The sequence below is a fragment of the uncultured Aquimarina sp. genome, assembly GCF_947492115.1.
Taxonomy (GTDB): domain Bacteria; phylum Bacteroidota; class Bacteroidia; order Flavobacteriales; family Flavobacteriaceae; genus Aquimarina.
The window spans coordinates 432,541-453,780 of the sequence record NZ_CANLMM010000003.1; the positions used below are offsets into that span (position 1 = coordinate 432,541).

A 21,240-nucleotide genomic window follows, 5' to 3' on the forward strand; every position below is an offset into this window, starting at 1 on the left:
GGATGTTTGGAAATATAAATTTTTATTCTACATTTGTAGAGTTAATTCTAATAATGTAGAAGAATGCAATTATCAAAAGCCGAAGAACAATTAATGAAGTATCTCTGGAAATTAGAGAAAGCTTTTATGAAAGATTTACTCGATGCCTTTCCAGAACCAAAGCCTGCTACAACTACAGTGGCAACTTTGTTAAAAAGAATGAAAGACAAGGGTTTTGTAGACTACAAATTATATGGTAAATCGAGAGAATATTATCCGTTGGTAAAAAAGACAGATTATTTCTCCAAGCATGTGAATGGCTTAATAAAGAATTTCTTCAATGATTCTGCTTCACAGTTTGCTTCGTTTTTTACTTCCGAAACAAATTTGTCTACTTCCGAGTTAGAGGAGCTTAAAAAAATAGTGGATCAAGAACTTTTAAAGAAACAAAAATGATAGCCTATATCCTTAAATCTTCTTTGTGTTTGATGCTCTTATGGGGTTTCTACAAGTTGTTTTTAGAAAAGGAGAATATCCATTTTTTAAAGAGATTCTATCTTCTTTTTAGTTTAGTGTTTGCCTTTAGCGTACCTCTTATTACACTTACTTATGAGGTAGAAGTTGCTCCGCAACCAGAAATAGTGGTAGATGGGACAGCTCCATTGATGATGAATGTATCTGAACTAAGTGACGTAAAAGAACCACTTGATTATACATCAATTATCATATGGAGTATATACGGTATCGGCGTGTTGATTTTTGGCATTCGTTTCAGTAAGAATCTTATCGATATTGGCAAAAAAGTGAGAAGAAATGAACGTTTAAAGGAGACATCTCATGTAAACGTTTTGGTGGGAAACTCCATTGTTCCGCATACGTTTCTTGACTTTATTTTTGTTTCCAAAAAAGAGTTTCAACAAAACGCTATTCCAGAACAAATCCTTCTTCATGAGAAAACACATGTGCTTCAGAAGCATACCTTAGATATACTGTTTGTAGAATTATTGCAAGTAATTTTTTGGTTTAATCCAGTATTTATTTTTATCAAAAAATCAATCAGATTAAATCATGAGTTCTTAGCAGATCAGAATGTATTAAAACAACAATTTTCAATACAGAGTTATTTTGACTTACTCCTTAATTACAAAAACAGCTCTAATCAGGCTGAATTATCGAGTCCTATTAATTATTCATTAACAAAAAAACGATTACAGATGATGACTAAAAATTTTTCCCGCAAGAGGGCAATCTTAAAGATGCTAGCCGTATTACCCTTACTAGCAATTGGTTTACTGTCATTTAATAATGATATTGTAGCAAAGGAAATTATCAAAGAAGTGCCAGAACTGTTAGTTGCAGATGATTTTGAATTAACAATTGACGCCGATAACAATCTTTATCATGAAGAAAAGAAAATTAGTATTGATAAAGTAAGAGATTTAGCAAAAGAATATGTAAAAAATAATGCTTCAGAAAAAGATGCGAATGCTAATATAACTTTTCATGAAGAAGCTAATAAGGATTTGTTTATACTTCCATTATTAGATGCGCTTAAAGACCTTGGCATGGATGATATTAAGTTTAAAAATGAAGGTTATGTAGAAGGATCTCAATCTTTTGAACCATCATCAACTAAAAATACTTCTGAGAAAAGAACTATGACCATTTCCAAAAATTGGAAAGAGAAAGACGTTCAGGATGGAGTAACTGAAGAAATGGTAAAAGAATATAATATCTGGGCAAAGGATTTAAATTCCAAGATCAAAGGGAATAAACCAGTTAGCGTAAAGCAGAGTGAGATTTATCGTATGATAAATATTTATACAAAGATGAATCCGGATCAACGAAAAAGGTCGGAGCAGTTTCCTGATATACCGCCTCCACCACCAGCGCCAGAAGCTCCGAAAGTAAAGAAAGGTGAGAAAAGTGATGTTCCTCCACCTCCGCCACCACCTGCTCCAGAAGCTCCTTCAAAAGTGAATGGAAATTATGTGGAGGTAATGTTTGCAGAAGATTCTGACTTGACTCAAGAAGAAAAAGAAGCTTATGTCAAAAGAGTGGAGGCTCAGATTGCGAAACAAAAAGCGGAACAAGAAAGAGCATTAGAGGAGATAAAAGCAGAAGAAATGGAAGTGTTAGCTGAATCTCAGCGATTAATTGCAGAAGCAGAAAGAGTAGAGCAGGAAAATAGAAGAGATGCAATTGCTGGAATTGAAGAAGCTGAAGTAAAACGAGCTATCGCAATGGAGCAAATGCAGAAGTTAATAGGAGCTGCAGAACGAGCCAGAGCTGAAGCAGCTGAACAAGCAGAGAAACAAAGAGCAGAGGTATTAGAACAACGACAAAGATTGAGAGAATTGTCGGCAAAAGATATGAGAAAAGCTAAAATAGAAGCTCGAAAGGCTGAGAAGGCAATGCGAAAAGAAGAAACGAAAGCCAGAAGGTTAGCTCTAGAGGCTGAAAGAAAAGCCCAAAAAGAGCAAGTAAAAGCTGAATTTGAAGCCTATAAAGCAGAACTGGATGCGAAAAAAGCAATACGTGAAGCTGAAATGCAAGCTCGAAAAGCAGAACAACAAGCAAGACAAGAAATGCGCAAGGCAGAAATGAATGCTAGAAAAGCAGAACAACGAGCTAAACGCCAGACTCCTGCTAAATTAATAGAAAACATGGCAAAAAACGACGCGGAATTCTATTATAACGGAAAGAAAATCTCCGCTAAAAAAGCACTCAAATTAGTAGAGGATTCGGGTAATCCGCTATCCATTGATGCTTCTACTAATAACGGTAAATCTAAAGTGATTATCAAAGATTAATTATTTAGATATCATTCATCAATACATAAAAACGCATTAAAACCTCACTTTGGTGGGGTTTTTGTGCAACATTTGATTAGTAATCAGCGTTATAAGTCTATTGTCAATCAAAATTACCCTTAGATTATGTTAAAACGATTTTTTATTCTGTGCTCTGGCACAGATGCCGATATTTTGGCCAATTGCTCCAACGGAGAACAAAATAAGTATGCCGGTATTGGCGCAACCGTATTTTTTACAGCATTAATGGCTTTTTTAGCTGCTAGCTATGCGTTATACACAGTTTTTGATAATTATTTTACAGCAGTGTTTTTCGGAATTGTCTGGGGGCTGTTAATTTTTAATCTGGATAGGTTTATCGTTTCTACCATAAAGAAAAAGGATAGTTTTTTGGATGAACTTTTGCAGGCTTCTCCTAGAATTATCTTGGCAGTCATCATAGCAGTAGTGATATCTAAACCTTTAGAATTAAAGATTTTTGAAAAAGAAATTGATCAAGTGCTTTTAGAGCAAAAAAATGATCTTACGTTGGCAAATCAGGAACAGATAGCTACGCAATATATACCTGTTGTAGAAGGGATTGATACTGAAATTGAAGCACTAAAAAAAGAAGTGACTACCAAAGAAGCGGAAGTCAATGAATTGTATGAAACATATATTGCCGAAGCAGAAGGGAGAAAGGGAACAGAGCTCGTGGGTAAAGGTCCTGTGTATAAGGAAAAAAGAGAAAAGCATGATGCGCAATTAGCAGAATTAGTGGAGTTAAAGAAAACGAATGCTGAAAAAATTGCAAATCTAGAAACACAAAAAGGTGAACTTGCACAAGCATATGAAAAACAGGTAGAAGATTCTCAGCCAATTATTGACAATTTTGATGGATTAATGGCAAGGGTAAATGCGTTGGGCGAATTACCTTGGTTACCTTCTTTCTTTATCTTTCTGTTGTTTTTAGCGATCGAAACCTCTCCGATTTTTGCAAAATTATTATCTCCCAAAGGGGAATATGATTTTAAAATAGAAGATTTAGAAGGTGAAGTCAAAACATGGACGGCTCAGAAAGCAGATCAACGCAAAGCATTGTTAGAAACCGATCATACGGTAAATGATAGAGTTTACAATGATATCGCTGAAGAAGATGAGTTGTATCAGTACAAAAAGAAAATCGCTAGAGAATTAATGCAAAAACAACAAGACGCCTTTTATAAAAGACAAACAGACATTCTGTAAAGGAATATTGTGTGTTTAGCAATTTGTATAACCACTAATTTTTTAATTGTGGTTACACATTATTGTGGTTCATTTTTTAATAATTTCCTCCTCCAGAATCAATAATTTTCCCATGTTCAGAAAATTTGATAGTTAAATATTCCATTGGAGAACCTTCGGGGAGGTTATAAAGTAAATCAAAATCTTTATTGATATAAAAATCTATATGATTGACTTTTATTTCTTCAAGCTCTCTTTTAGTTGGATTATATAGTTCTTTTAGTTTGTCCTTTGCATTACTATCAAAACTTGTAATTTGGTTCAAAATTAGATGTATATACTTATGGAGATTTTTGGCTTGATTTTCATCATTGGAATTAATTCCTATAGTTATTGAATACTCTTTAATTTTAAATTCCTTTAAGCTACTGTAACAATTCAGATTGCTTAAAAGCTCCATTTTTCCTATTTCATCTATTTCGTAGAAATTATTCATAAATTTTATCATTAATCGCCACTAAAAAATATACCTAATTACTCCGTTTTCAATATTTTATAGGAACTATTTTTAATAGTTAAAAAATAGATACCAGAGGATAAGCTAGTTATATTGATTTTTTGATCAACAGTGTCTATTTCTCCAGTAGATACTACATTTCCTGATACAGAATACAACCTGTACGGTACAGGTTCAGAAAAAATTGTGTTTATGGTAAGATAATTACTGGTTGGATTTGGATAAATGTTCACAGTTAAGTCACCTTCATTAAATTCGTCTACGGAGAGTTGCTCCGCACCGTCAATATCGTATTTAGAAAAGAACTTCCAAATTTCCTCAGACGCGTCTATATCTTTATTGGTAACAGGACCAATTTCAAAAGCACTTCCAGGCCATGTATGACCTCCATTGATTATTTTGAAGTGTTCTATTTGGACTCCGTTATCACCATTGGGATATACATAATATTCTACCGTAGAGTTATCGTTGGGATTAATATCGTCAATATTTGTGATTGTAGGTGTAGAATCCGTATTTACAGCATTTACCCAAAAATTAAGCACGTTTTCAACAGATTCAAAACCACCATTTCCGTTGTAGGGAACTGTTGAGTCATTCGTTCCGTGTATTTCCATGATAGGTACTGGGTGTGAAGTTGTACAATTATTCTGTTGGCCCACAGTCATGGTTCCTGTAACAGAAGCAACAGCAGCAATTTTTTCACTGAGTTCGCAAGCTAATCTATAGCTCATAAATCCGCCGTTAGACATACCAGTACTGTAAATGCGTTTTTGATTAACACTATAGTTTGATGATATTTCATCGATTAGCGCTGCAGTAAATCCTACATCGTCAACGGTACTAGTTCCCCAGCCTACATTAAAATGAGTATTTCCATTATTATCAACGGTTCCTAACGGATGTACTATTAAAAAACCTTCCCTATTTGCAATAGATCTAAAATCCCCATAGTTCATTTGTTGGGTATGATTTGAACCATATCCGTGAAAATTAAAAACCAATGGAACCTCTACATTACCAGAATAACTGGCAGGGATATATAAAATATATTCTCTTTGTATTCCATCATGCATTAGCGTATTGGTTAATGTTTGCTGAGCATTTAATGAAAATGAAAAGAAGTTATATATTAAAACAATTAAAGTTGTTTTTTGGATAAGCGAAAGTAGGTCGTAATTAGATGCAGTCATGAGATTTGAGTTTGTGTAAAGTGATCCTAAAGATACTTAAAACCTTCGATCTGGATGGTACACTTCTATCTCTAATGATGTTTTTTTATCCGAAACAATTTCTGAAACGAGTTTTCCCGTAGATGTTCCCATACTCCAACCAAGCATTGCGTGTCCTGTAGCTATTGTTAGGTTTTTGCATTTTCCAGATTTTCCAATATAAGGCATTCCATCTGGTGTTACGGGTCTTAAGCCACAAGCAGCATCATTCTTTTCGGAGTTGGATATAGTGATGTCTGGATAATAGTTGTTAGCTGCTTTGGCAATAGCATCTACTCTAACTGTATTAATATGATGATTAATTCCGGCTATTTCCATAGTTCCAGCAAATCGGGTAAAACCATCCATTGGAGTTACTGCTACTTTTGCTTCGGCTAATATAGCAGGCATAGTAATACCAAGGTCTCTAGTACAGTTAATTCGATATCCTTTGCCTGCTTCTAAAAGAAGTTTGATGCCTAGTTTTTTACAAAGTAATTTTGACCAGGATCCTGCGGCTACTACAAATTCATCTGCTTTATAGGTGCTGGAATCACTCGTTACTGAAATTATTTTGTCTCCCTCATTTTGTACACTTAGTATTTTTTCGTTTTTAAGAATAGTAACACCAGCTTTACTCAGGTACGCTTTCATTTCTTCCATAAAAGTAGTTGGAGTAGTATGGGCATCACACTCAAATAAAACAGCACCTTTAGCGTCAATTTGCACATTTGGTTCTATTTGCTGTAATTCTTTTAAGGATAATTCTCTTGCTGCAAGTCCTTCTTTTTTTGCTAAATCCACGACCTTTAATTCCTCGTCTAGCATTTTGTGAGTTTGACAAATCATTAAAAGTCCCTTTTTTTCTAGTTGGAACTTGAAATTTTCTTCTTTTTTTATTTCCGAATATAATTGCTGACCTAGTAGGGTAATATCTTTAATAGGCTGTATACTTCTAGTTACATTTTTGACAGAACAAGAAGTGTTAAATGCCCATGCCCATTGCAAAAAATCTGATTTTAGACGTGGCTTAATAAATAATGGACTTCCAGGATTAAACATCCATTTTAATCCTTTTTTCATCACTCCAGGAGCTGCTAACGGAATAATATGGCTTGGGCTTAGGTATCCTGCATTCACATAAGAAGCTCCAAAGTCCATAGAGGATTGGTCAATAATAGTAACCTTATGTCCAGCTTTCTGTAAGTAATATGCGGATGATAATCCGATAATACCTCCTCCGATAATAATACAATTTTTCAATGTATGAATGGTTTAGTGAAACAATGATCTAATTAATGGTATAAATAATTTAATTAAATGTGGTGTTTTTTCTAGCTTTTGATACTACTTTTAGAATTTCTTCTGCTTCGTTTAAGAGTGGATTAATTAATTTTTCAGATGCTAATCCCGAATCTTTTAAAACTTCTAACCAAAATACGGTTTCATCTGCCTCTTCAGTTGTAATTGAAATTTTAGAATAAAATTCTTTTTTGGATCTAGCAATACACGAAGCTCGATAGTTCGCTGCTGTCGAGGTTGCACTTTTTATAATTTGATAACCAATAACCTTAGTGGCTTCTGATTTATTCAAATTATTATACATCAGAATTATGTCTACAGATAATTTTTTAGTTCGATCCTTAAATTTTTCAATGAATTCTACCTTTTCCATATGTTAGTTTAACCTCTTTTTGATTATTTTCTAAAATCATAAATTACTTTATTATATCATTTTTTCATTGATTTATTAATACATCTTATCAAATTACCTGAAACCCATGCGCATATGGATCATCTTCCTCGTCAATAATAATGGTATTATATCCGTATATTTTCGCCCATCCTTGTATGCTTGGAATAATGGCCTTTTTACCATTTAATGTTGTTTCTTCTTCAATTCTTCCAATAAATTTAGAACCTATATAACTTTCATGAATAAATTCTTCTCCTTTTTTTAGTTTTCCCTTTGCGTATAATTGAGCCATTTTTGCTGAGGTTCCTGTTCCGCAAGGGGAGCGATCGATTGCTTTATCACCATAAAAAACAGCATTTCTACCCGAAGATTTAACATCTAAAGGAGTTCCTGTCCATAACACATGACTTACATCTCGAATCGTTGGATTTTCTGGATGTATAAATTGATTAGGATATTTCTTATTAATACTTTCTCTTAGTATTTGCGAAAACTGGATCAATTTAGAGGCAGTAAAATCTTGTATACCACTAAAATTCTTTTGCGGATCAATGATCGCATAATAATTACCCCCATAGGCGACATCAAAAGTAATTTCTCCTAGCTCTGGACATTTGATCGTGAGGCCTTCATTAGCTAGATATGATTTTACATTTTTCAACTTTACCCAATCCACCTTATTTGAGGTTTGTTGATAACTGATTTCTACCAAACCTGCTGGCGCTTCCATTTTTATGATTCCTGGATTTTTTGGTTGTACAAGTCCTTCTTCAATAGCAATAGTAATAGTACCAATAGTTCCATGACCGCACATTGGCAAACAGCCAGAGGTTTCGATAAATAAGATGGCAAAATCATTTTCAGGATTTTGAGGTTCGAATAAAAAACTACCACTCATCATATCATGACCACGAGGCTCGAACATCAATCCTTTTCTGATCCAATCATATTCTTGAAGGAAATGCTGTCTTTTTTCACTCATCGAATTCCCTTGTAGATCAGGATGTCCTGTGGTGACTACTCTTACTGGATTTCCGCAGGTATGTGCGTCGATACATTTAAAAACAGTTCTAGACATGATTAGATGGGATCACTAGTTGACGAGCCATTTACCAGACGAGACAAACCTAAAGGGTTTTCATTTTTTAATTCATCTGGTAAAAGATGATTGGGCCAACTTTGATAACTAAATGGTCGAACCCATCTTTTTATAGAGTGAATTCCTACTGCGGTAAATCTACTGTCGGTAGAAGCAGGGTAAGGTCCACCATGAAGCATAGAAGGGCAAACCTCCACGCCTGTTGGCACTCCGTTAAAAATAATTCTACCTACTCTGTCTTGCAAGGCATCGACGATAAAGGGATATGAGTTTAATTCATCATTTTCTGCTAAAATAGTTCCTGTTAATTGCCCTTCTAAATTAGAGATTACTGCAGTTAATTCTTCTATATCTTCACATTGTACTACCATAGAAAATGGTCCAAAAACCTCTTGATGTAATGTAGTGTTTTCTAAAAAGGTTTTACCTTCTACTGTAGTTATGGTTTGCCTTGCATGATTAACTGCGACGTCATCATGATAATCTGCCGTAGTTATTAATCCATTCTGTTCTAATGCGCGGTTTTTATTTCTTTCGTAATTGTCTACGATGTTAGGATGTAGCATACAAGAAGGATCTATTGTTAAGATTTCATCGGATAAGGATTCGATGAATTTATCTAATGAAGATCCTTTAACACCTATTATTAATCCCGGATTTGTACAAAATTGTCCTGTTCCTAGAGTTATTGATTGTGCATAGGTTTTGGCAAGTTCTTTACCTCTAGATTCTGTAGCTTTTGGTAGTAAAATGACAGGATTAATACTTCCCATTTCTGCAAAAACGGGAATAGGCTCTGGTCTCTGTGATGCTAAATCAAACAGCGCTCTTCCTCCTTTAATACTTCCTGTAAAACCAACGGCTTTAACTTTTGGATGTTGTACCAATTGCGTGCCGACTTCAATTCCCGAACTATTAAGGTTTGAAAAAACTCCATTTGGCATTCCCGTTTTTTCAACTGCTTTTGTAATTGCACTAGCAACCAATTCCCCAGTTCCTGCATGCATAGGATGTGATTTTACAATAACCGGACATCCTGCTGCAAATGCAGCGGCTGTATCTCCACCAGCTGTAGAATAAGCCAAAGGAAAGTTACTGGCACCAAAAACTACAACGGGTCCTAATGGAACCAGCATTTTTCGAATGTCTTGTTTTGGTATTGGATTTCTATCTGGATCCGCTGTATCAATAGTAGCCTCTACCCAAGATCCATTTAATACCAATTCGGCAAACATTCGTAATTGTCCAATAGTTCTTCCACGTTCCCCTTTTGCTCTTCCTTCCGGCAGGCCTGTTTCAGACATATACGTCTCGATAAGAGCTTGGTCTAATGCCAAAATTTCATCAGCAATAGCATTCAGAAATTCAGCTTTTTTTGCTCCTGAAATCTTTTTAAAGATTTCAAAGGCGTTTGAAGCTAAAGAAACCGCCTTTTCTATTTCTTCTGATGAAGCTTCATGAAAAAGAGGGGTGTTCTCAATATTTAACTTGGGGTTAATGGTCTTATATGTTTTTGATCCTTCAGATGAAAGTTGATTTCCTATGTAGTTTTTGCCCGTTATCATAAATGATACATTAATGAGTGTAAAAATTTTATTGTCCTTTTGGAGTAGCTTTAAAAATTAGCTACTTGCTAATAATTTATAATCTGGTAAAACAGGTCTTGTTTTGATTCCATTTTCTATAATCTGCAAAACCATTTTTCGTTCGTCTCCTATTAACGGAAGTCTAGGAGCACGAACATTTTCGGTTCCAATACCTGTAGCAACTTCTGCTAGTTTGATATTCTGTACTAATTTAGGATTTATATCTAATTCTAACAATGGTAAAAACCAACGATAAATTTCTAGGGCTTCCTTAATTCTGCCTGCTTTTTGTAGTTCATAAATAGCAACGGTTTCTTTAGGAAATGCACATACCAATCCAGCCACCCAACCTTGAGCACCCATAAGTAAACTTTCTAAGGCAAGTGTGTCTACACCGCATAGAATCTTTAGTCGATCATTAAACCTATTTTTGATGCGAGTAATATTAGAAATATCTCTTGTTGATTCTTTTACTGCCTGAATGTTCTCCATTTCCAGAAGTTCCTCAAACATGTCCAGTGTAACCTCGATTTTGTAATCTACAGGATTGTTATAAATCATAATGGGTAAGTCAGTATTTTTAGCTACTTTTTTGAAGTATACTACCGTTTCTCGATCTCCTGCTTTGTATCGCATTGGAGGTAACATCATTAGTCCATTCGCGCCATCTTCCTGAGCTTTCTTAGCAGCGTTTATAGCACCTTTTGTACTTTGCTCAGCGATATTGATAATCACTGGAACTTTATTATCAACGATGTCTACAGTAGTTTTTACCAAAGTGCTTTTTTCCGCGTCAGTAAGTGTACTGGCTTCTCCTAAAGTGCCACCCAATATAATACCATGAACGCCAGCTTCTAACTGAGCTTCGATATTTGTTGTAAACATCTGTAAGTCTAAAGTGTCCTGATCTGTAAATTTTGTAGTTACTGCAGGCATCACACCTTCCCATTTTATATTCATTGTTGTTTTTTTATTCAAAGATATTGTCAAATTACAGCTTAGGATATGGTGAAATTATCTAAAACTAATACTATATTATCTTATATTATTGAAATTTACATGAATATGATTAATATTAGAATATATTTGTTTGTAAATGAAAGCCCTACCTTTTAAAATACCTAAATCTTCTACAGATACGTTGCTTATTCAGGAAGATAGGGGAATTGTGCTATATGATAAGCTGCATCAGCATGAAGAGATACAAATATCTATTATCATATCAGGGGAAGGTAGCTTAATTGTAGGAGATGCTATTACAGATTATAAGCCAAATGATATTTTGGTTTTTGGTAGTAATGTACCACATGTGCTAAAAAGCGCTTCTTCGGATGAAGAATCGTATATGATTTCGCTTTTTTTTACTAGAGAATCTTTTGGTAAATCTTTTTTTGAACTCCCAGAGTTTGAAGATCTTTCGGATTTTTTTAGAAGTTCGGCATACGGAATTAGAGTACTTTCTAAAAAGCAGAAGCTTAAAAAACAGTTTCTGAGAATTTTAGAAAAAGAGAATCGTTTTGATCGTTTCGTAGTGTTTTTAAAGATATTACAGTTATTAAAAACAGCTCATACTCAAACGATATCCTCATTTATTTCTAAAAGGGTGTATACTGATAATGAAGGAAAACGGATGGCAAAAGTTTTTAAAGCTGTGATGGATGAGTTTAGTAAAGACTTTTCCTTGAAAGAAGCAGCGGATCTTGCTAATATGACTCCCAATGCATTTTGTAGATATTTTAAAACCAGAACGAACAAAACGTTCTTTCAATTCTTGATAGAAGTTAGAATTGAAAATGTTTGTAAATTATTATCCAAAGAAAAAGAGATTACGATATCCCAAGCCTCTTATAGCAGTGGCTTTAAAAACTTATCCAATTTTAATAGAAAGTTTAAAGAAATTAAAGGTATTACTCCTTCTGCCTACAAAAGAAGACTAAACGATCCCCATTTTGTTCAATAGAAAGGAAGCATTCATATTTTGACAAATCCCATCTTTGAATTTATAGTCGAAAAATAACTCATCATTAATAATTTGGGCATCGAAAAACCTGTTTTTAACAGAGTTCAATTCGGAAGCTATCTCACATAAACTTAAATCATGAGTAGCGATAATACCCGTGGCATTTGCTTTTACCAATCGTTCTACAAATTTTCTGGATCCCGCAGCTTTATCTTTACTGTTAGTACCTTTTAGGATTTCGTCTAAAATGATAAAATACTCGTCTTTGTGTAAGGCATCTACAATTCTTTTAAGTTGCGTTAATTCTGAAAAGAAATAAGAAGCATCATCACTTAACGAATCAGAAGTTCGCATACTTGTGATCAATTTAATTGGTCTATAGGTACAAGATTTTGCGCATATGGGAAGACCTATGTTAGACATCACAATCTGTAGTGCTACAGTTCTTAAAAAAGTACTTTTACCAGCCATATTAGCACCAGTGATAATGAAAAACTCTTCTTTATTAATAGTGATGTCATTATCAACTCGTTTGGAGGTTTTTAGCATTGGATGCCCTAATGCTTTAGCTTCGATGATGTTTCCTTCTTTTATCAATTCTGGATATACATAATTAGGATTATTAAAAGCAAAATTTCCTAATGAGTTATAAGCATCAAAAAATGCGATCACTTCAAACCATTGGTCTACTTTATGATGATGAGCACCTATCCATTTTTCAATTCGATAGCATTGTATGATATCCCAAAGAAAAAGACCATTTGCAAAAATTCCGAACATCATATTATTTCGTTGATCAAAGGCATTTAGTATACTGGCAAACTGTTTTAAGATTAATGAAGCTCTTTCTTTTTTATTGATAACATTTTGCTGTTTTATCTGCAATAATTCCGATTCGAATTCACTTTTTTCAATAAGATCAACTAGTTTGTAATACTGTTCGAAGGTATCTTTTGCCTTGTTAGCATCGTTATACAAATTGTTTATTTTTTTTAGCTGAGATCCTGTGATTCCCAAGCCAATAAAAAACCAAATGAGAAACATTTGAAATGTAATAATCTCTATAAAAAGTAACACCAGTAATGTAACAGAGATTGTAGAAACAATAGCAGGAAGTACTTTCATTATTTTTGGAACAAAGGGTGTATACTTTTGTAGCCAAGACTGAATTTTGGATATGGATATAGAGACTTCTACCAAAGAGGCAATAGCTGTAAACTCTTGTCGCCAGGAAGCTAATTTGGAGAGATTTTTAATAGCATCTTGCTTGTCTTTTATTTCTTTTATGTTATTACTTTTTAGTAACTCAGTAAGCATTTTTTTACCAGCTATGGTAGCAGTTCTATTGGTGAATTGAAAGAAAGACCGTTCTCCGAATAGATCAATGTCATGACTATACTCATGAGTAGCATCGATAAATTCTTTTCCTGTAGGGAGTTTGCTATAGTCGTTATTAAAAACGTCTAACTCTAGTTGATTCAGATCGATTAATTTTTGGAGTTTATTTTTGGTATAGGATAGGTTAGTATGACGATTGACCATAACAATAAAAATCACAATACCTACAATAATACTTCCCAGAATGATCTGCGTATTAGGATATCCAAAGTAGATTCCGGCTATAATTCCAATAAAAACAAGAAGCCTAATGGTGCTAGAAATGGTTAATTGTTTTTTTATCTTACTTAAAGAGTTGTTATGACTTTTTATTTGCGAGTCATAAAATTCGTGCGGTTTGTTCATTGTATGTGTAAAAAGAAAATGTTGTAAGCCGAAAAGACTATAATATGGATTTTCTTTCTTTGTTTTAAAGGTTTTCTAATTCTTGTTTTGCTTTTTTGGTCAGTCCATTAACAACTAAGTCATAAGAGTGATCAATTAATTCGCATAACATATGAGTAGCTAAACTGCCCGAAAAGTTAACAGTATTCCAATGTTTTTTACTCATATGGTATCCAGGTTCGATTTCTGGATGATATTCTCGGAGTTCTAAAGATTTGTCGGGATCGCATTTTAGGTTTACGCTAAAGGGAAGTCTTTCCAATCCCGTTAAGGCAAACATCTTTCCCATTACCTTAAAAACCAGTGTAGTTTCATCAAAAGGAAATTCTTCTGTAACACCTTTTTTTGATAAGCAATATGCTCTAAAAGCTTCTATGTCCATTTTGTCATCATCAAATTAGGATCTGGTAATTCTTCAAATCCAAATTGTTTATATAATCCGTGCGCATCTTTAGTAGCAAGCATCCACCGATGTACTTTTTGGAGTTCAGAATGTTCTACGATCATCTTAATTAATTGCTTGGAATATCCATTACCTCTATGCTTTTCAATAATAAATACATCCATAAGGTATGCAAAAACTGTATAATCCGTTAACAACCGAGCGAAACCAATCTGCTCTCCATTTAGATAAACGCCAAAATTAAGACAATGTTCTATACTGGTTTGAACTTCTTCTTTGGTTCTTCCTTTTGACCAATATGCATTCGTTAAAAATTGATGGATAAAATCAATATTTAGTTTTGAGTTATCCGTAGAGATTGTAATATCCATTATTTTCTAGTTAAGAAGCTTTTGATCCAATTCATTATTGAGTTCTAAAGCAGAATAATCTAATTTCCAACCTATAGACTCCGCAACGGTTTCCATAAGAGATATTACGGTTAATAATTCTTTTCCAGCAGCTTCTATCAACCCACTTTGAGGAATTTTATCTATAATAAATTGTTTTGCTTCCTGGTTAATATCGGTAAGATCATTAGAAGTCATAGGATTTAACCAACCTTCTTTCTTATCATAATATTTAAAATCCGTTTCAATAGTAAGCAATTTGGCTTGTGGAAATTGGGTTAAAATAATTTTTTTGTTTTTGGTATCGCTTTCTAGTTTTATTTTGGAAAGGTCAAAGCCTACATGTGCTTTTGCATCAATTAGGATTAATGCCTTTTTCTTGCCTCTTATGATATTAAAGAATTTCTCTTTTACACTTTCGTAGTGATATATTTCTGCAAAATCACCTTCTACAGTAACAAGCTTGCAAACACTTCTTATCTTTTCCATAAGAATGGTGGATTGTGTTTGTACAGTAGCTCTTTTTTTAACAGCACTAAATCTGGCAAAAATAAAATACGCCAAAATAGCACCTATTAATAATCCAATAAATAATAATTCCATATTAATTCTTTTTCCCAATCTCACCTAGATGGGTAAATTTAAACCCTTTTTCATATTTAAGGCCGTATCCTAGAATCCTGTCAAAGGCGGAATGCGAGAATAAGATAATTCCGCATAACAATAAGTATTCATTGGACAGATATACGCCAATCAGATAGATTACAATAGCTATGCCTTTATGATGAAATATATTGTATGAAAAAGTTCCTATTTTAGTATTGATAATATACCCTAACATTCCGATATCAGGTACCAAAAATAAAGCCAAAAATAACCACCAAGAAAATGAGAGTAAACTAAAAAGGTATATGCCTAAAACAAGCATAGCCAACTCTTCTAATTGCAAAGTGGTTTTCATCATGATTGTATTATTTTATATAAAACAGGTTTACTAGGAGAAGCATCATTTTCAAAAGATGCTATCTGAAGGTTAAGCATGTATGGTCCGTCTTTTATTTTATCTTTTACAAAAACCATTTCTGTAATAGTTGCATCCAATCGGGTATCTTGAGGATAATTCCAAAAAGCTTTGTGCGCCAATAATTTTCCATCATCCTTTTCTTTATCTACGGATGGTAAATCAATCAAAAGATGTTTTATTCCTTGTTCTCTTATAAATTGTGCTGCTTCTTCTAATAAATACGCCCAATTAGTGTGAGAATACTGTTTGTTGCATTTATCTGGATGATTAGGGGTTGTTCGTATAATGAGTGCTTCTGGTTTTGAACGCAATGCTTTTTTGATTTGTTCTTTTGTTATTACAAAATCATCGTCTTTAATTTCGGGGTCAATCGTAATTAGTGCAGCCGTAAAAAAGAATTGTGTTAAAGTTTGATTGATGCTATGAAATTCTGGAGTGATATGTCCAACACATTCTGTATGTGTTCCATGTCCATGAGGATTAAAGTAGATATTATTAAAGTTAGTTGAAGCTCCTTCAGAAACTTTTCCAACCCAATCACCATCTTTTACGGGTTCTATTTTTGGAGCAGGGATGTACCAGGCATTTACGTTATCTTCCGTAGCTCTCAATGAGATGGAGATATCCAATGGTTTAGATAAATCAATTTGATAAGAAGTCTTCTGGTATTGTATGGTTGTAATCATGAAAATGTGTTCCTCTATCTTCTGAGTTAGCCTAAATTTAATAAGAAAAGATCACTTGCAATCCCATCGCTTAAAAACTTTCCTTTTTTAGTAACTGATAGCGTGTCATTATCCAAAAACAATAAATGTTCTTCTAGATGTTTTTTAGCTTGTTTTAGTAAGTATTCTTTAAAGGTAATTCCAAAAGTATTTTCCACTTTTTCAAGAGAAACACCCCAAATTGTACGTAATCCTGTCATTACGTATTCATTGTACTTGTCGGTAGTGGTTAGCTTTTCTACTTCTCTAGGAAGCTCATTTTCTTGCAGTGCTTTGATGTATTTTGTGTTGTTATTAATATTCCAACTTCGTTCATTACCATTATACGAATGCGCTGATGGACCGATGCCTAGGTAGTGCTTTCCTTGCCAATATGCGGTGTTGTTTTTACTAAAATATCCTGGTTTTCCAAAATTAGAAAATTCATAATATTCAAATCCTGCTTGCTCCATAGTATCTACTAAGATGTCAAAGTGCTCTTGAGCAAGTTCATCTTCTACGGGAGCAATAATGCCTTTTTCTACGAATGATGCCAAGGCTGTCTTAGGTTCTACTGTTAGCGCATAACTAGAAATATGTGGTGCTTCGGTGTCTAACGCTATTTTCAGGTTTTCTTTCCATCTATCCGCTGACATTCCTGGTATTCCATAAATTAAATCAATAGAAAAGTTATCAAAATATTCCTTAGTTAGGGATATACACTTACTAGCTTCATTAGCATTGTGCGCTCGATTCATAAGTTTTAAATCCTCATCAAAAAAAGATTGGATACCGATACTTAGTCGATTTACTTCTGTGCTCGCAAGGGATTTTATGTATGATTCTGTAAGATCATCTGGATTTGCTTCTACGGTTATTTCTACATTATCTGATACTAGATAATTTTCGTAGATAGTATCTATGATAAATTTCAAAGCAGGAACAGTAAGAATACTTGGTGTTCCTCCTCCAAAATATATCGTTTCAATAACTTGGTGATCGTCAATTTCTGATCTTCTTAGTTTAATCTCGTTGCACAAAGCAAATACCATTTGGTCCTTCTTTTTAGTAGAAGTTGAGAAATGGAAATCGCAATAATGGCAAGCTTGTTTGCAAAAAGGAATATGGATGTATATACCAGACAATTGTTTTAGAAAAATGTAAAATTAAACCTTCCTTCTGTAATATTTACGGTTTGACCATTAGCTGTTGCGGTACATTCAAATGAACCCTTAAGAAGCCCCAAAGAAGTTGGTGTGCTTGGAGTGTACACTTCAATAATTAATGTTCCAGATGTTTCATAATCGATAAACTCTCCAAACTCTTCTGTAAAAGGATCAAATGTACTATAACTTACACTTGTAGCTTGATCATTAGAAGTGAAATTATATGTTCCTGCTGTTGTAGTTACTTTGTCAAAATTAATATTTATAGATGCTATACCATCACTATCACCGCTATATGAGATTAAGTTACTATCGATACCAGTAGATGTAGCATGTTTCATACTTTGAAATAGTTCTCCATTAATTTTTGCATCGATGAATGTATCTTGATCTGGCGATATGGCCGTTGGGTTTTCAACAAACTTAATATTAATTGATGATTGAGTAATCTCGACAGTAGAAGAAGGAGAAAACACATCTAAATCATTTTCGTATAGAGTGCCTTCAAAAGAGATATTTATAATTTTATTATTTTCATCTATAGATATGTTCTGAACGATAAATGTCTCTGAAGGATTGTAATAGGAAGAAGAAAAATCTAAACCATTATCGAAGTCATCATAATCTACTCTATCTAGAACTCCATTTTCATTAATTCGCATGTAAAAACTTTTTCCGTCATCTGCATCTCCTAAGATTTCGATATTGTCGAAAGTTCTTAAAGCTTGCCAAGTCGTTATAGGTATAGTTTCTGAATCTACAGTTAAATTAAATGATTCTGTTAAAGATAAAGTAGCGTCGGAATCATCAGATCCACAACTCATAAAAGATAATAAGACTATTATCAATGTTACATGTAAAATTCTTTTCATAATTAGATTTAGGTTTTTAAAATTTTGATTTACAAATATATATAGTAGTGCAGGATATTTTGTAATGAAAAAGGGGAAAATTACTTTTTAACTCGCTTTTCGTTCTGTTTCACAAAAGCAGCCCAACCACTATAACTTTTCCCTACGATATCTGCTCTTCCCATATTATAAAAATGACAAACAGCAGCTGCCAATCCATCGGTAGAGTCTAAATTTTTAGGCAGTGTTTTGATTTTTAGAAGGTTTTGAAGCATTTTAGCTACTTGTTCTTTACTGGCATTACCATTACCAGTAATTGCCATTTTTATTTTTTTTGGGGAGTATTCGGTTATAGGTACCTCTCTACTTAATCCAGCTGCCATAGCGACTCCTTGTGCACGTCCTAGTTTTAGCATAGACTGTACATTTTTCCCAAAAAATGGAGCTTCGATGGCTATTTCGTCGGGATGATATGTATCAATAAGCTCTACTGTTCTTTCAAAAATAAGTTTCAACTTTAAATAATGGTCATCATATTTACCAAGCTGTAGCTCATTTAATTGTAAAAAGGACATTTTTTTATTGATAATTTTTATCAATCCAAATCCCATAATGGTAGTTCCAGGATCAATACCTAGTATGATTTTTTCGTTTTCCAAGAAATTCTCGTTTCTACAAAACTAAGCAATAGCTTATTAATTCATATGAATAACTAGTGGTAATTTGTATCTAGAGGTAACAGGAGTACTTCGAACAATAGCGGGGTCTGCTTTTGGCAACGTTTTGATGCTTTTTATAAGAATTTCTTTAAAGTTAGGAATCTGCTCAGTTATTAATTCTGGTATAGTAAATTCCTCTAAATTGATTTTTCCTCTTTTATCCACTAGTAATGGTATCCATATAGTATCATTTATGGATGTTGTTACCGAAATTTTAGTGTCAGCTATTTCGGACTTTATATGATTGATAATAGTTTGGTGAAAACAATCATCTATTTCTTCAGGTTCATTAATACAGGTTTCAAAAAGTGGAGGTTTATCTACTTGATTTTCATCAATTTCACTCCATTTTTCTCTAAAAACGTCCTCTTGGTTTTGTTTTTTTACCAATAATTTATCACAGGAAAATGATAGGAAGATGAAAACATATATGTAATATACCCTTTTAATCATTCGTTAATTTTATGAGGTGTAAAAATACAAGATGTGTATATAAAGCCCCTAAAATTAAAGTTTTTTATTAAAAGACCCTTGCTGAAGGGTTTCTATCGTCTGAAAATGAATAGACGAGATGATGTTTATTTTTCCACTACAGCTTTTTCAGAAGTTTGAATTTCTTTCTCGAGTTGAGTAATTCTTTTATTGACCATAAATCCATAAAAGTTTTTGGCATCTTTAGTTTCTCCAAATTTTTTCATAAATACATTATAGTATTCCAGTTTCACTTTTGGGTCTTTGTAATAAGCATCTGCAAATACGGCTAGCTGATATTGGGCTCTTAAGAATTCTGGATTTTCTTTAAGGGCTAGTTTTACATATTTAATCGCTTCTTCCCAATTTTCTAAATGACGATGACTCATCGCAACATTGAAAAATTCTTGTTCTACAGGAAGATTTTTTAAAAGTAGTGCTTTTGTATTATTAGCTAATGCTTCGTTATACATATTTAATCTGGTGTAGGCTTCAGCCATTCGGGTATATCTAAGAGGCACTTGATCATTATATTTCAGAGCTTCCTGATATTGGATTATCGCTAGCTTATAGTCATAATTTTTATGATAGCATAGCGCTAACGAGGCATGTACATACTCATTACCATGATTTAATGAGATTAGTTTCTTAAAATATGGGATAGCTTCAGAATAATACTTCCTTAAAAGATAATTTTGTCCTAATATATTGATCAATTCAGGATTCTCTGAATAAGAGGATAATCCTTTATTAGCAATATCTTCGACTTTATTATAATTTCTCTTTTTAAGAAAGTGTTTTGCTACTTCGAAACAGCTTTTTTGGTGTGTACTATCTAATTTAAAAGCTTCTTTAAAATAAACAATTGCTGTACTATCTTTTTGTTTTTTCTTTACAGAACCTAATTGGTAATAAAAATTTGGGTTATCAGGATATTGGGATACTAAACCAGTGTATACACTATCTGCTTTTTTATACTTTCTGGTAGTGGTTAATAGTTTAGCATATTCCAGTTTTGCTGATAATAATTCAGTATCTAATTGAAGTACTTTTTCATAATAAGATAAAGCATCATTATAGGTTCCTTTTGCTTTATGTGCTTTAGCAATTTTTAGTAAGATGTAATCATCTTTTGGATCTAAATTCTGATATATTTTTATAGCTTCGGTATAATTACCAATTGCATATAAACTATCCGCTTCTTTTAATGATGCCTTTTGAGCTTTAACAAATGTAAAGGTGAATAGTGTAACAATAAAGATGTAATATTTAATATCTTTACGAAGCGTCATGATCTTCTTTGTTGATTTCTTTTAGAATGGTTTCTAGATCTTTGATATTCATATCATTCTTTTTAACAAAAAATGACACCATATTTCTAAAAGAACCATTAAAGTAATTGTTCATCAATTTGTTTAATGATTGATTACTATATTCTTCTTTTTTTACCAAAGGGAAATAGATATATCCTTTTCCTTCTTTTCGATGAGATACAAATTCTTTGTTTTCTAAAATTCTAATAATAGTGGAAATTGTATTGTAGGCTGGCTTTGGTTCTGGCATGCATTCGATAATGGCCGCTACATTTCCTTCTCCAAGTTGCCATAAAAGCTGCATTACTTCTTCCTCTGCTTTTGTTAATTGTTTCATCTGTCTTTTATAAG

At 33.3% G+C, this 21,240-nt stretch carries 23 protein-coding genes; 4 read left to right on the plus strand and 19 right to left on the minus strand.

The window, feature by feature from the left end; all coding sequences use genetic code 11:
- Nucleotides 1-63 precede the first annotated feature (63 nt).
- The 3 genes from Q1A73_RS11310 to Q1A73_RS11320 all read left to right on the plus strand — a co-directional run bounded on the left by Q1A73_RS11310 (nt 64) and on the right by Q1A73_RS11320 (nt 4,019).
- A complete protein-coding gene (locus Q1A73_RS11310; protein WP_299605460.1) occupies nt 64-435 on the plus strand; it encodes a BlaI/MecI/CopY family transcriptional regulator in 372 nt (123 codons plus the stop codon).
- On the plus strand, nt 432-2,792 hold the full coding sequence (locus Q1A73_RS11315) for a M56 family metallopeptidase (protein WP_299605462.1): 2,361 nt from the start codon (nt 432-434) through the stop codon (nt 2,790-2,792). Before Q1A73_RS11310 ends, Q1A73_RS11315 begins: the two co-directional genes overlap by 4 nt.
- A gap of 126 nt (nt 2,793-2,918) precedes the next feature.
- Nucleotides 2,919-4,019, plus strand: a complete 1,101-nt coding sequence (locus Q1A73_RS11320; RefSeq protein ID WP_299605464.1) for a DUF4407 domain-containing protein — start codon at nt 2,919-2,921, stop codon at nt 4,017-4,019.
- Between the two features lie 76 nt (nt 4,020-4,095).
- Here the strand turns inward: Q1A73_RS11320 and Q1A73_RS11325 are convergent, their stop codons facing one another.
- From Q1A73_RS11325 to Q1A73_RS11355, 7 genes are all read right to left on the minus strand, one after another.
- On the minus strand, nt 4,096-4,494 hold the full coding sequence (locus Q1A73_RS11325; RefSeq protein ID WP_299605466.1) for a hypothetical protein: 399 nt from the start codon (nt 4,492-4,494) through the stop codon (nt 4,096-4,098).
- Nucleotides 4,495-4,532: 38 nt separating this feature from the next.
- A complete protein-coding gene (locus tag Q1A73_RS11330; RefSeq protein ID WP_299605468.1) occupies nt 4,533-5,708 on the minus strand; it encodes a T9SS type A sorting domain-containing protein in 1,176 nt (391 codons plus the stop codon).
- 36 nt (nt 5,709-5,744) lie between these two features.
- The gene (locus Q1A73_RS11335; protein ID WP_299605470.1) at nt 5,745-6,989 is read right to left on the minus strand and encodes an FAD-dependent oxidoreductase; all 1,245 of its coding nucleotides are present in this window, start codon (nt 6,987-6,989) and stop codon (nt 5,745-5,747) included.
- A gap of 49 nt (nt 6,990-7,038) precedes the next feature.
- Nucleotides 7,039-7,401 carry a four helix bundle protein gene (locus Q1A73_RS11340; protein WP_299605472.1) on the minus strand — a complete coding sequence of 121 codons (363 nt, stop codon included), beginning with the start codon at nt 7,399-7,401 and terminating at the stop codon, nt 7,039-7,041.
- Between the two features lie 88 nt (nt 7,402-7,489).
- Nucleotides 7,490-8,500, minus strand: coding sequence for a 4-hydroxyproline epimerase (locus Q1A73_RS11345; RefSeq protein WP_299605475.1), 1,011 nt, complete (start codon nt 8,498-8,500; stop codon nt 7,490-7,492).
- Nucleotides 8,501-8,502: 2 nt separating this feature from the next.
- Entirely contained in the window at nt 8,503-10,086 is a 1,584-nt protein-coding gene (locus tag Q1A73_RS11350) for an aldehyde dehydrogenase (NADP(+)) (protein WP_299605477.1), read from the minus strand.
- A 57-nt stretch (nt 10,087-10,143) separates the two neighbouring features.
- Nucleotides 10,144-11,067 (minus strand): dihydrodipicolinate synthase family protein, encoded by a 924-nt coding sequence (locus Q1A73_RS11355; protein ID WP_299605479.1) that lies wholly within the window; start codon nt 11,065-11,067, stop codon nt 10,144-10,146.
- Between the two features lie 136 nt (nt 11,068-11,203).
- Between Q1A73_RS11355 and Q1A73_RS11360 the strand changes: the two genes are divergently transcribed.
- Nucleotides 11,204-12,067 carry a helix-turn-helix transcriptional regulator gene (locus Q1A73_RS11360; RefSeq protein ID WP_299605480.1) on the plus strand — a complete coding sequence of 288 codons (864 nt, stop codon included), beginning with the start codon at nt 11,204-11,206 and terminating at the stop codon, nt 12,065-12,067.
- On the opposite strand, the gene Q1A73_RS11365 is transcribed toward Q1A73_RS11360, so the two are convergent.
- The 12 genes from Q1A73_RS11365 to Q1A73_RS11420 form a co-directional block, all read right to left on the minus strand.
- On the minus strand, nt 12,041-13,810 hold the full coding sequence (locus tag Q1A73_RS11365; RefSeq protein ID WP_299605481.1) for a DNA mismatch repair protein MutS: 1,770 nt from the start codon (nt 13,808-13,810) through the stop codon (nt 12,041-12,043). The genes Q1A73_RS11360 and Q1A73_RS11365 overlap by 27 nt on opposite strands.
- A gap of 64 nt (nt 13,811-13,874) precedes the next feature.
- Nucleotides 13,875-14,231, minus strand: a complete 357-nt coding sequence (locus tag Q1A73_RS11370; RefSeq protein WP_299605483.1) for an MmcQ/YjbR family DNA-binding protein — start codon at nt 14,229-14,231, stop codon at nt 13,875-13,877.
- Nucleotides 14,222-14,623, minus strand: coding sequence for a GNAT family N-acetyltransferase (locus Q1A73_RS11375; protein ID WP_299605484.1), 402 nt, complete (start codon nt 14,621-14,623; stop codon nt 14,222-14,224). The genes Q1A73_RS11370 and Q1A73_RS11375 overlap by 10 nt, the downstream gene beginning before the upstream one ends.
- Before the next feature lie 6 nt (nt 14,624-14,629).
- Nucleotides 14,630-15,244, minus strand: a complete 615-nt coding sequence (locus Q1A73_RS11380; RefSeq protein ID WP_299605486.1) for a DUF4230 domain-containing protein — start codon at nt 15,242-15,244, stop codon at nt 14,630-14,632.
- Nucleotide 15,245: 1 nt separating this feature from the next.
- Nucleotides 15,246-15,602, minus strand: a complete 357-nt coding sequence (locus Q1A73_RS11385; protein WP_299606352.1) for a DUF4260 domain-containing protein — start codon at nt 15,600-15,602, stop codon at nt 15,246-15,248.
- On the minus strand, nt 15,602-16,351 hold the full coding sequence (locus Q1A73_RS11390) for a cyclase family protein (protein WP_299605488.1): 750 nt from the start codon (nt 16,349-16,351) through the stop codon (nt 15,602-15,604). Before Q1A73_RS11390 ends, Q1A73_RS11385 begins: the two co-directional genes overlap by 1 nt.
- A gap of 26 nt (nt 16,352-16,377) precedes the next feature.
- Nucleotides 16,378-17,514, minus strand: coding sequence for a radical SAM family heme chaperone HemW (gene hemW, locus Q1A73_RS11395; RefSeq protein ID WP_299605490.1), 1,137 nt, complete (start codon nt 17,512-17,514; stop codon nt 16,378-16,380).
- A 5-nt stretch (nt 17,515-17,519) separates the two neighbouring features.
- Nucleotides 17,520-18,407, minus strand: coding sequence for a hypothetical protein (locus tag Q1A73_RS11400; RefSeq protein ID WP_299605493.1), 888 nt, complete (start codon nt 18,405-18,407; stop codon nt 17,520-17,522).
- Between the two features lie 80 nt (nt 18,408-18,487).
- Nucleotides 18,488-19,045 carry a crossover junction endodeoxyribonuclease RuvC gene (gene ruvC / locus Q1A73_RS11405; RefSeq protein WP_299605495.1) on the minus strand — a complete coding sequence of 186 codons (558 nt, stop codon included), beginning with the start codon at nt 19,043-19,045 and terminating at the stop codon, nt 18,488-18,490.
- A gap of 36 nt (nt 19,046-19,081) precedes the next feature.
- Complete coding sequence (locus Q1A73_RS11410; RefSeq protein WP_299605498.1) at nt 19,082-19,558, minus strand: hypothetical protein; 477 nt, start codon at nt 19,556-19,558, stop codon at nt 19,082-19,084.
- 125 nt (nt 19,559-19,683) lie between these two features.
- Nucleotides 19,684-20,868: a tetratricopeptide repeat protein gene (locus tag Q1A73_RS11415; protein WP_299605501.1), complete on the minus strand. Its 1,185-nt coding sequence runs from the start codon at nt 20,866-20,868 to the stop codon at nt 19,684-19,686.
- Entirely contained in the window at nt 20,855-21,226 is a 372-nt protein-coding gene (locus Q1A73_RS11420) for a BlaI/MecI/CopY family transcriptional regulator (protein WP_299605503.1), read from the minus strand. Before Q1A73_RS11420 ends, Q1A73_RS11415 begins: the two co-directional genes overlap by 14 nt.
- Nucleotides 21,227-21,240: the final 14 nt, after the last annotated feature.

Coding starts and splice junctions, on each gene's coding strand:
- Q1A73_RS11370 (WP_299605483.1), bottom strand. CDS start 14,231: ATGGACATAGAAGCTTTTAGAGCATATTGCTTATCAAAAAAAGGTGTT.
- Q1A73_RS11375 (WP_299605484.1), bottom strand. CDS start 14,623: ATGGATATTACAATCTCTACGGATAACTCAAAACTAAATATTGATTTT.
- Q1A73_RS11390 (WP_299605488.1), bottom strand. CDS start 16,351: ATGATTACAACCATACAATACCAGAAGACTTCTTATCAAATTGATTTA.
- Q1A73_RS11410 (WP_299605498.1), bottom strand. CDS start 19,558: ATGATTAAAAGGGTATATTACATATATGTTTTCATCTTCCTATCATTT.
- Q1A73_RS11315 (WP_299605462.1), top strand. CDS start 432: ATGATAGCCTATATCCTTAAATCTTCTTTGTGTTTGATGCTCTTATGG.
- Q1A73_RS11355 (WP_299605479.1), bottom strand. CDS start 11,067: ATGAATATAAAATGGGAAGGTGTGATGCCTGCAGTAACTACAAAATTT.
- Q1A73_RS11320 (WP_299605464.1), top strand. CDS start 2,919: ATGTTAAAACGATTTTTTATTCTGTGCTCTGGCACAGATGCCGATATT.
- Q1A73_RS11345 (WP_299605475.1), bottom strand. CDS start 8,500: ATGTCTAGAACTGTTTTTAAATGTATCGACGCACATACCTGCGGAAAT.
- Q1A73_RS11340 (WP_299605472.1), bottom strand. CDS start 7,401: ATGGAAAAGGTAGAATTCATTGAAAAATTTAAGGATCGAACTAAAAAA.
- Q1A73_RS11325 (WP_299605466.1), bottom strand. CDS start 4,494: ATGAATAATTTCTACGAAATAGATGAAATAGGAAAAATGGAGCTTTTA.
- Q1A73_RS11380 (WP_299605486.1), bottom strand. CDS start 15,244: ATGGAATTATTATTTATTGGATTATTAATAGGTGCTATTTTGGCGTAT.
- Q1A73_RS11420 (WP_299605503.1), bottom strand. CDS start 21,226: ATGAAACAATTAACAAAAGCAGAGGAAGAAGTAATGCAGCTTTTATGG.
- Q1A73_RS11330 (WP_299605468.1), bottom strand. CDS start 5,708: ATGACTGCATCTAATTACGACCTACTTTCGCTTATCCAAAAAACAACT.
- Q1A73_RS11365 (WP_299605481.1), bottom strand. CDS start 13,810: ATGAACAAACCGCACGAATTTTATGACTCGCAAATAAAAAGTCATAAC.
- Q1A73_RS11350 (WP_299605477.1), bottom strand. CDS start 10,086: ATGATAACGGGCAAAAACTACATAGGAAATCAACTTTCATCTGAAGGA.
- Q1A73_RS11400 (WP_299605493.1), bottom strand. CDS start 18,407: ATGAAAAGAATTTTACATGTAACATTGATAATAGTCTTATTATCTTTT.
- Q1A73_RS11415 (WP_299605501.1), bottom strand. CDS start 20,868: ATGACGCTTCGTAAAGATATTAAATATTACATCTTTATTGTTACACTA.
- Q1A73_RS11385 (WP_299606352.1), bottom strand. CDS start 15,602: ATGAAAACCACTTTGCAATTAGAAGAGTTGGCTATGCTTGTTTTAGGC.
- Q1A73_RS11360 (WP_299605480.1), top strand. CDS start 11,204: ATGAAAGCCCTACCTTTTAAAATACCTAAATCTTCTACAGATACGTTG.
- Q1A73_RS11310 (WP_299605460.1), top strand. CDS start 64: ATGCAATTATCAAAAGCCGAAGAACAATTAATGAAGTATCTCTGGAAA.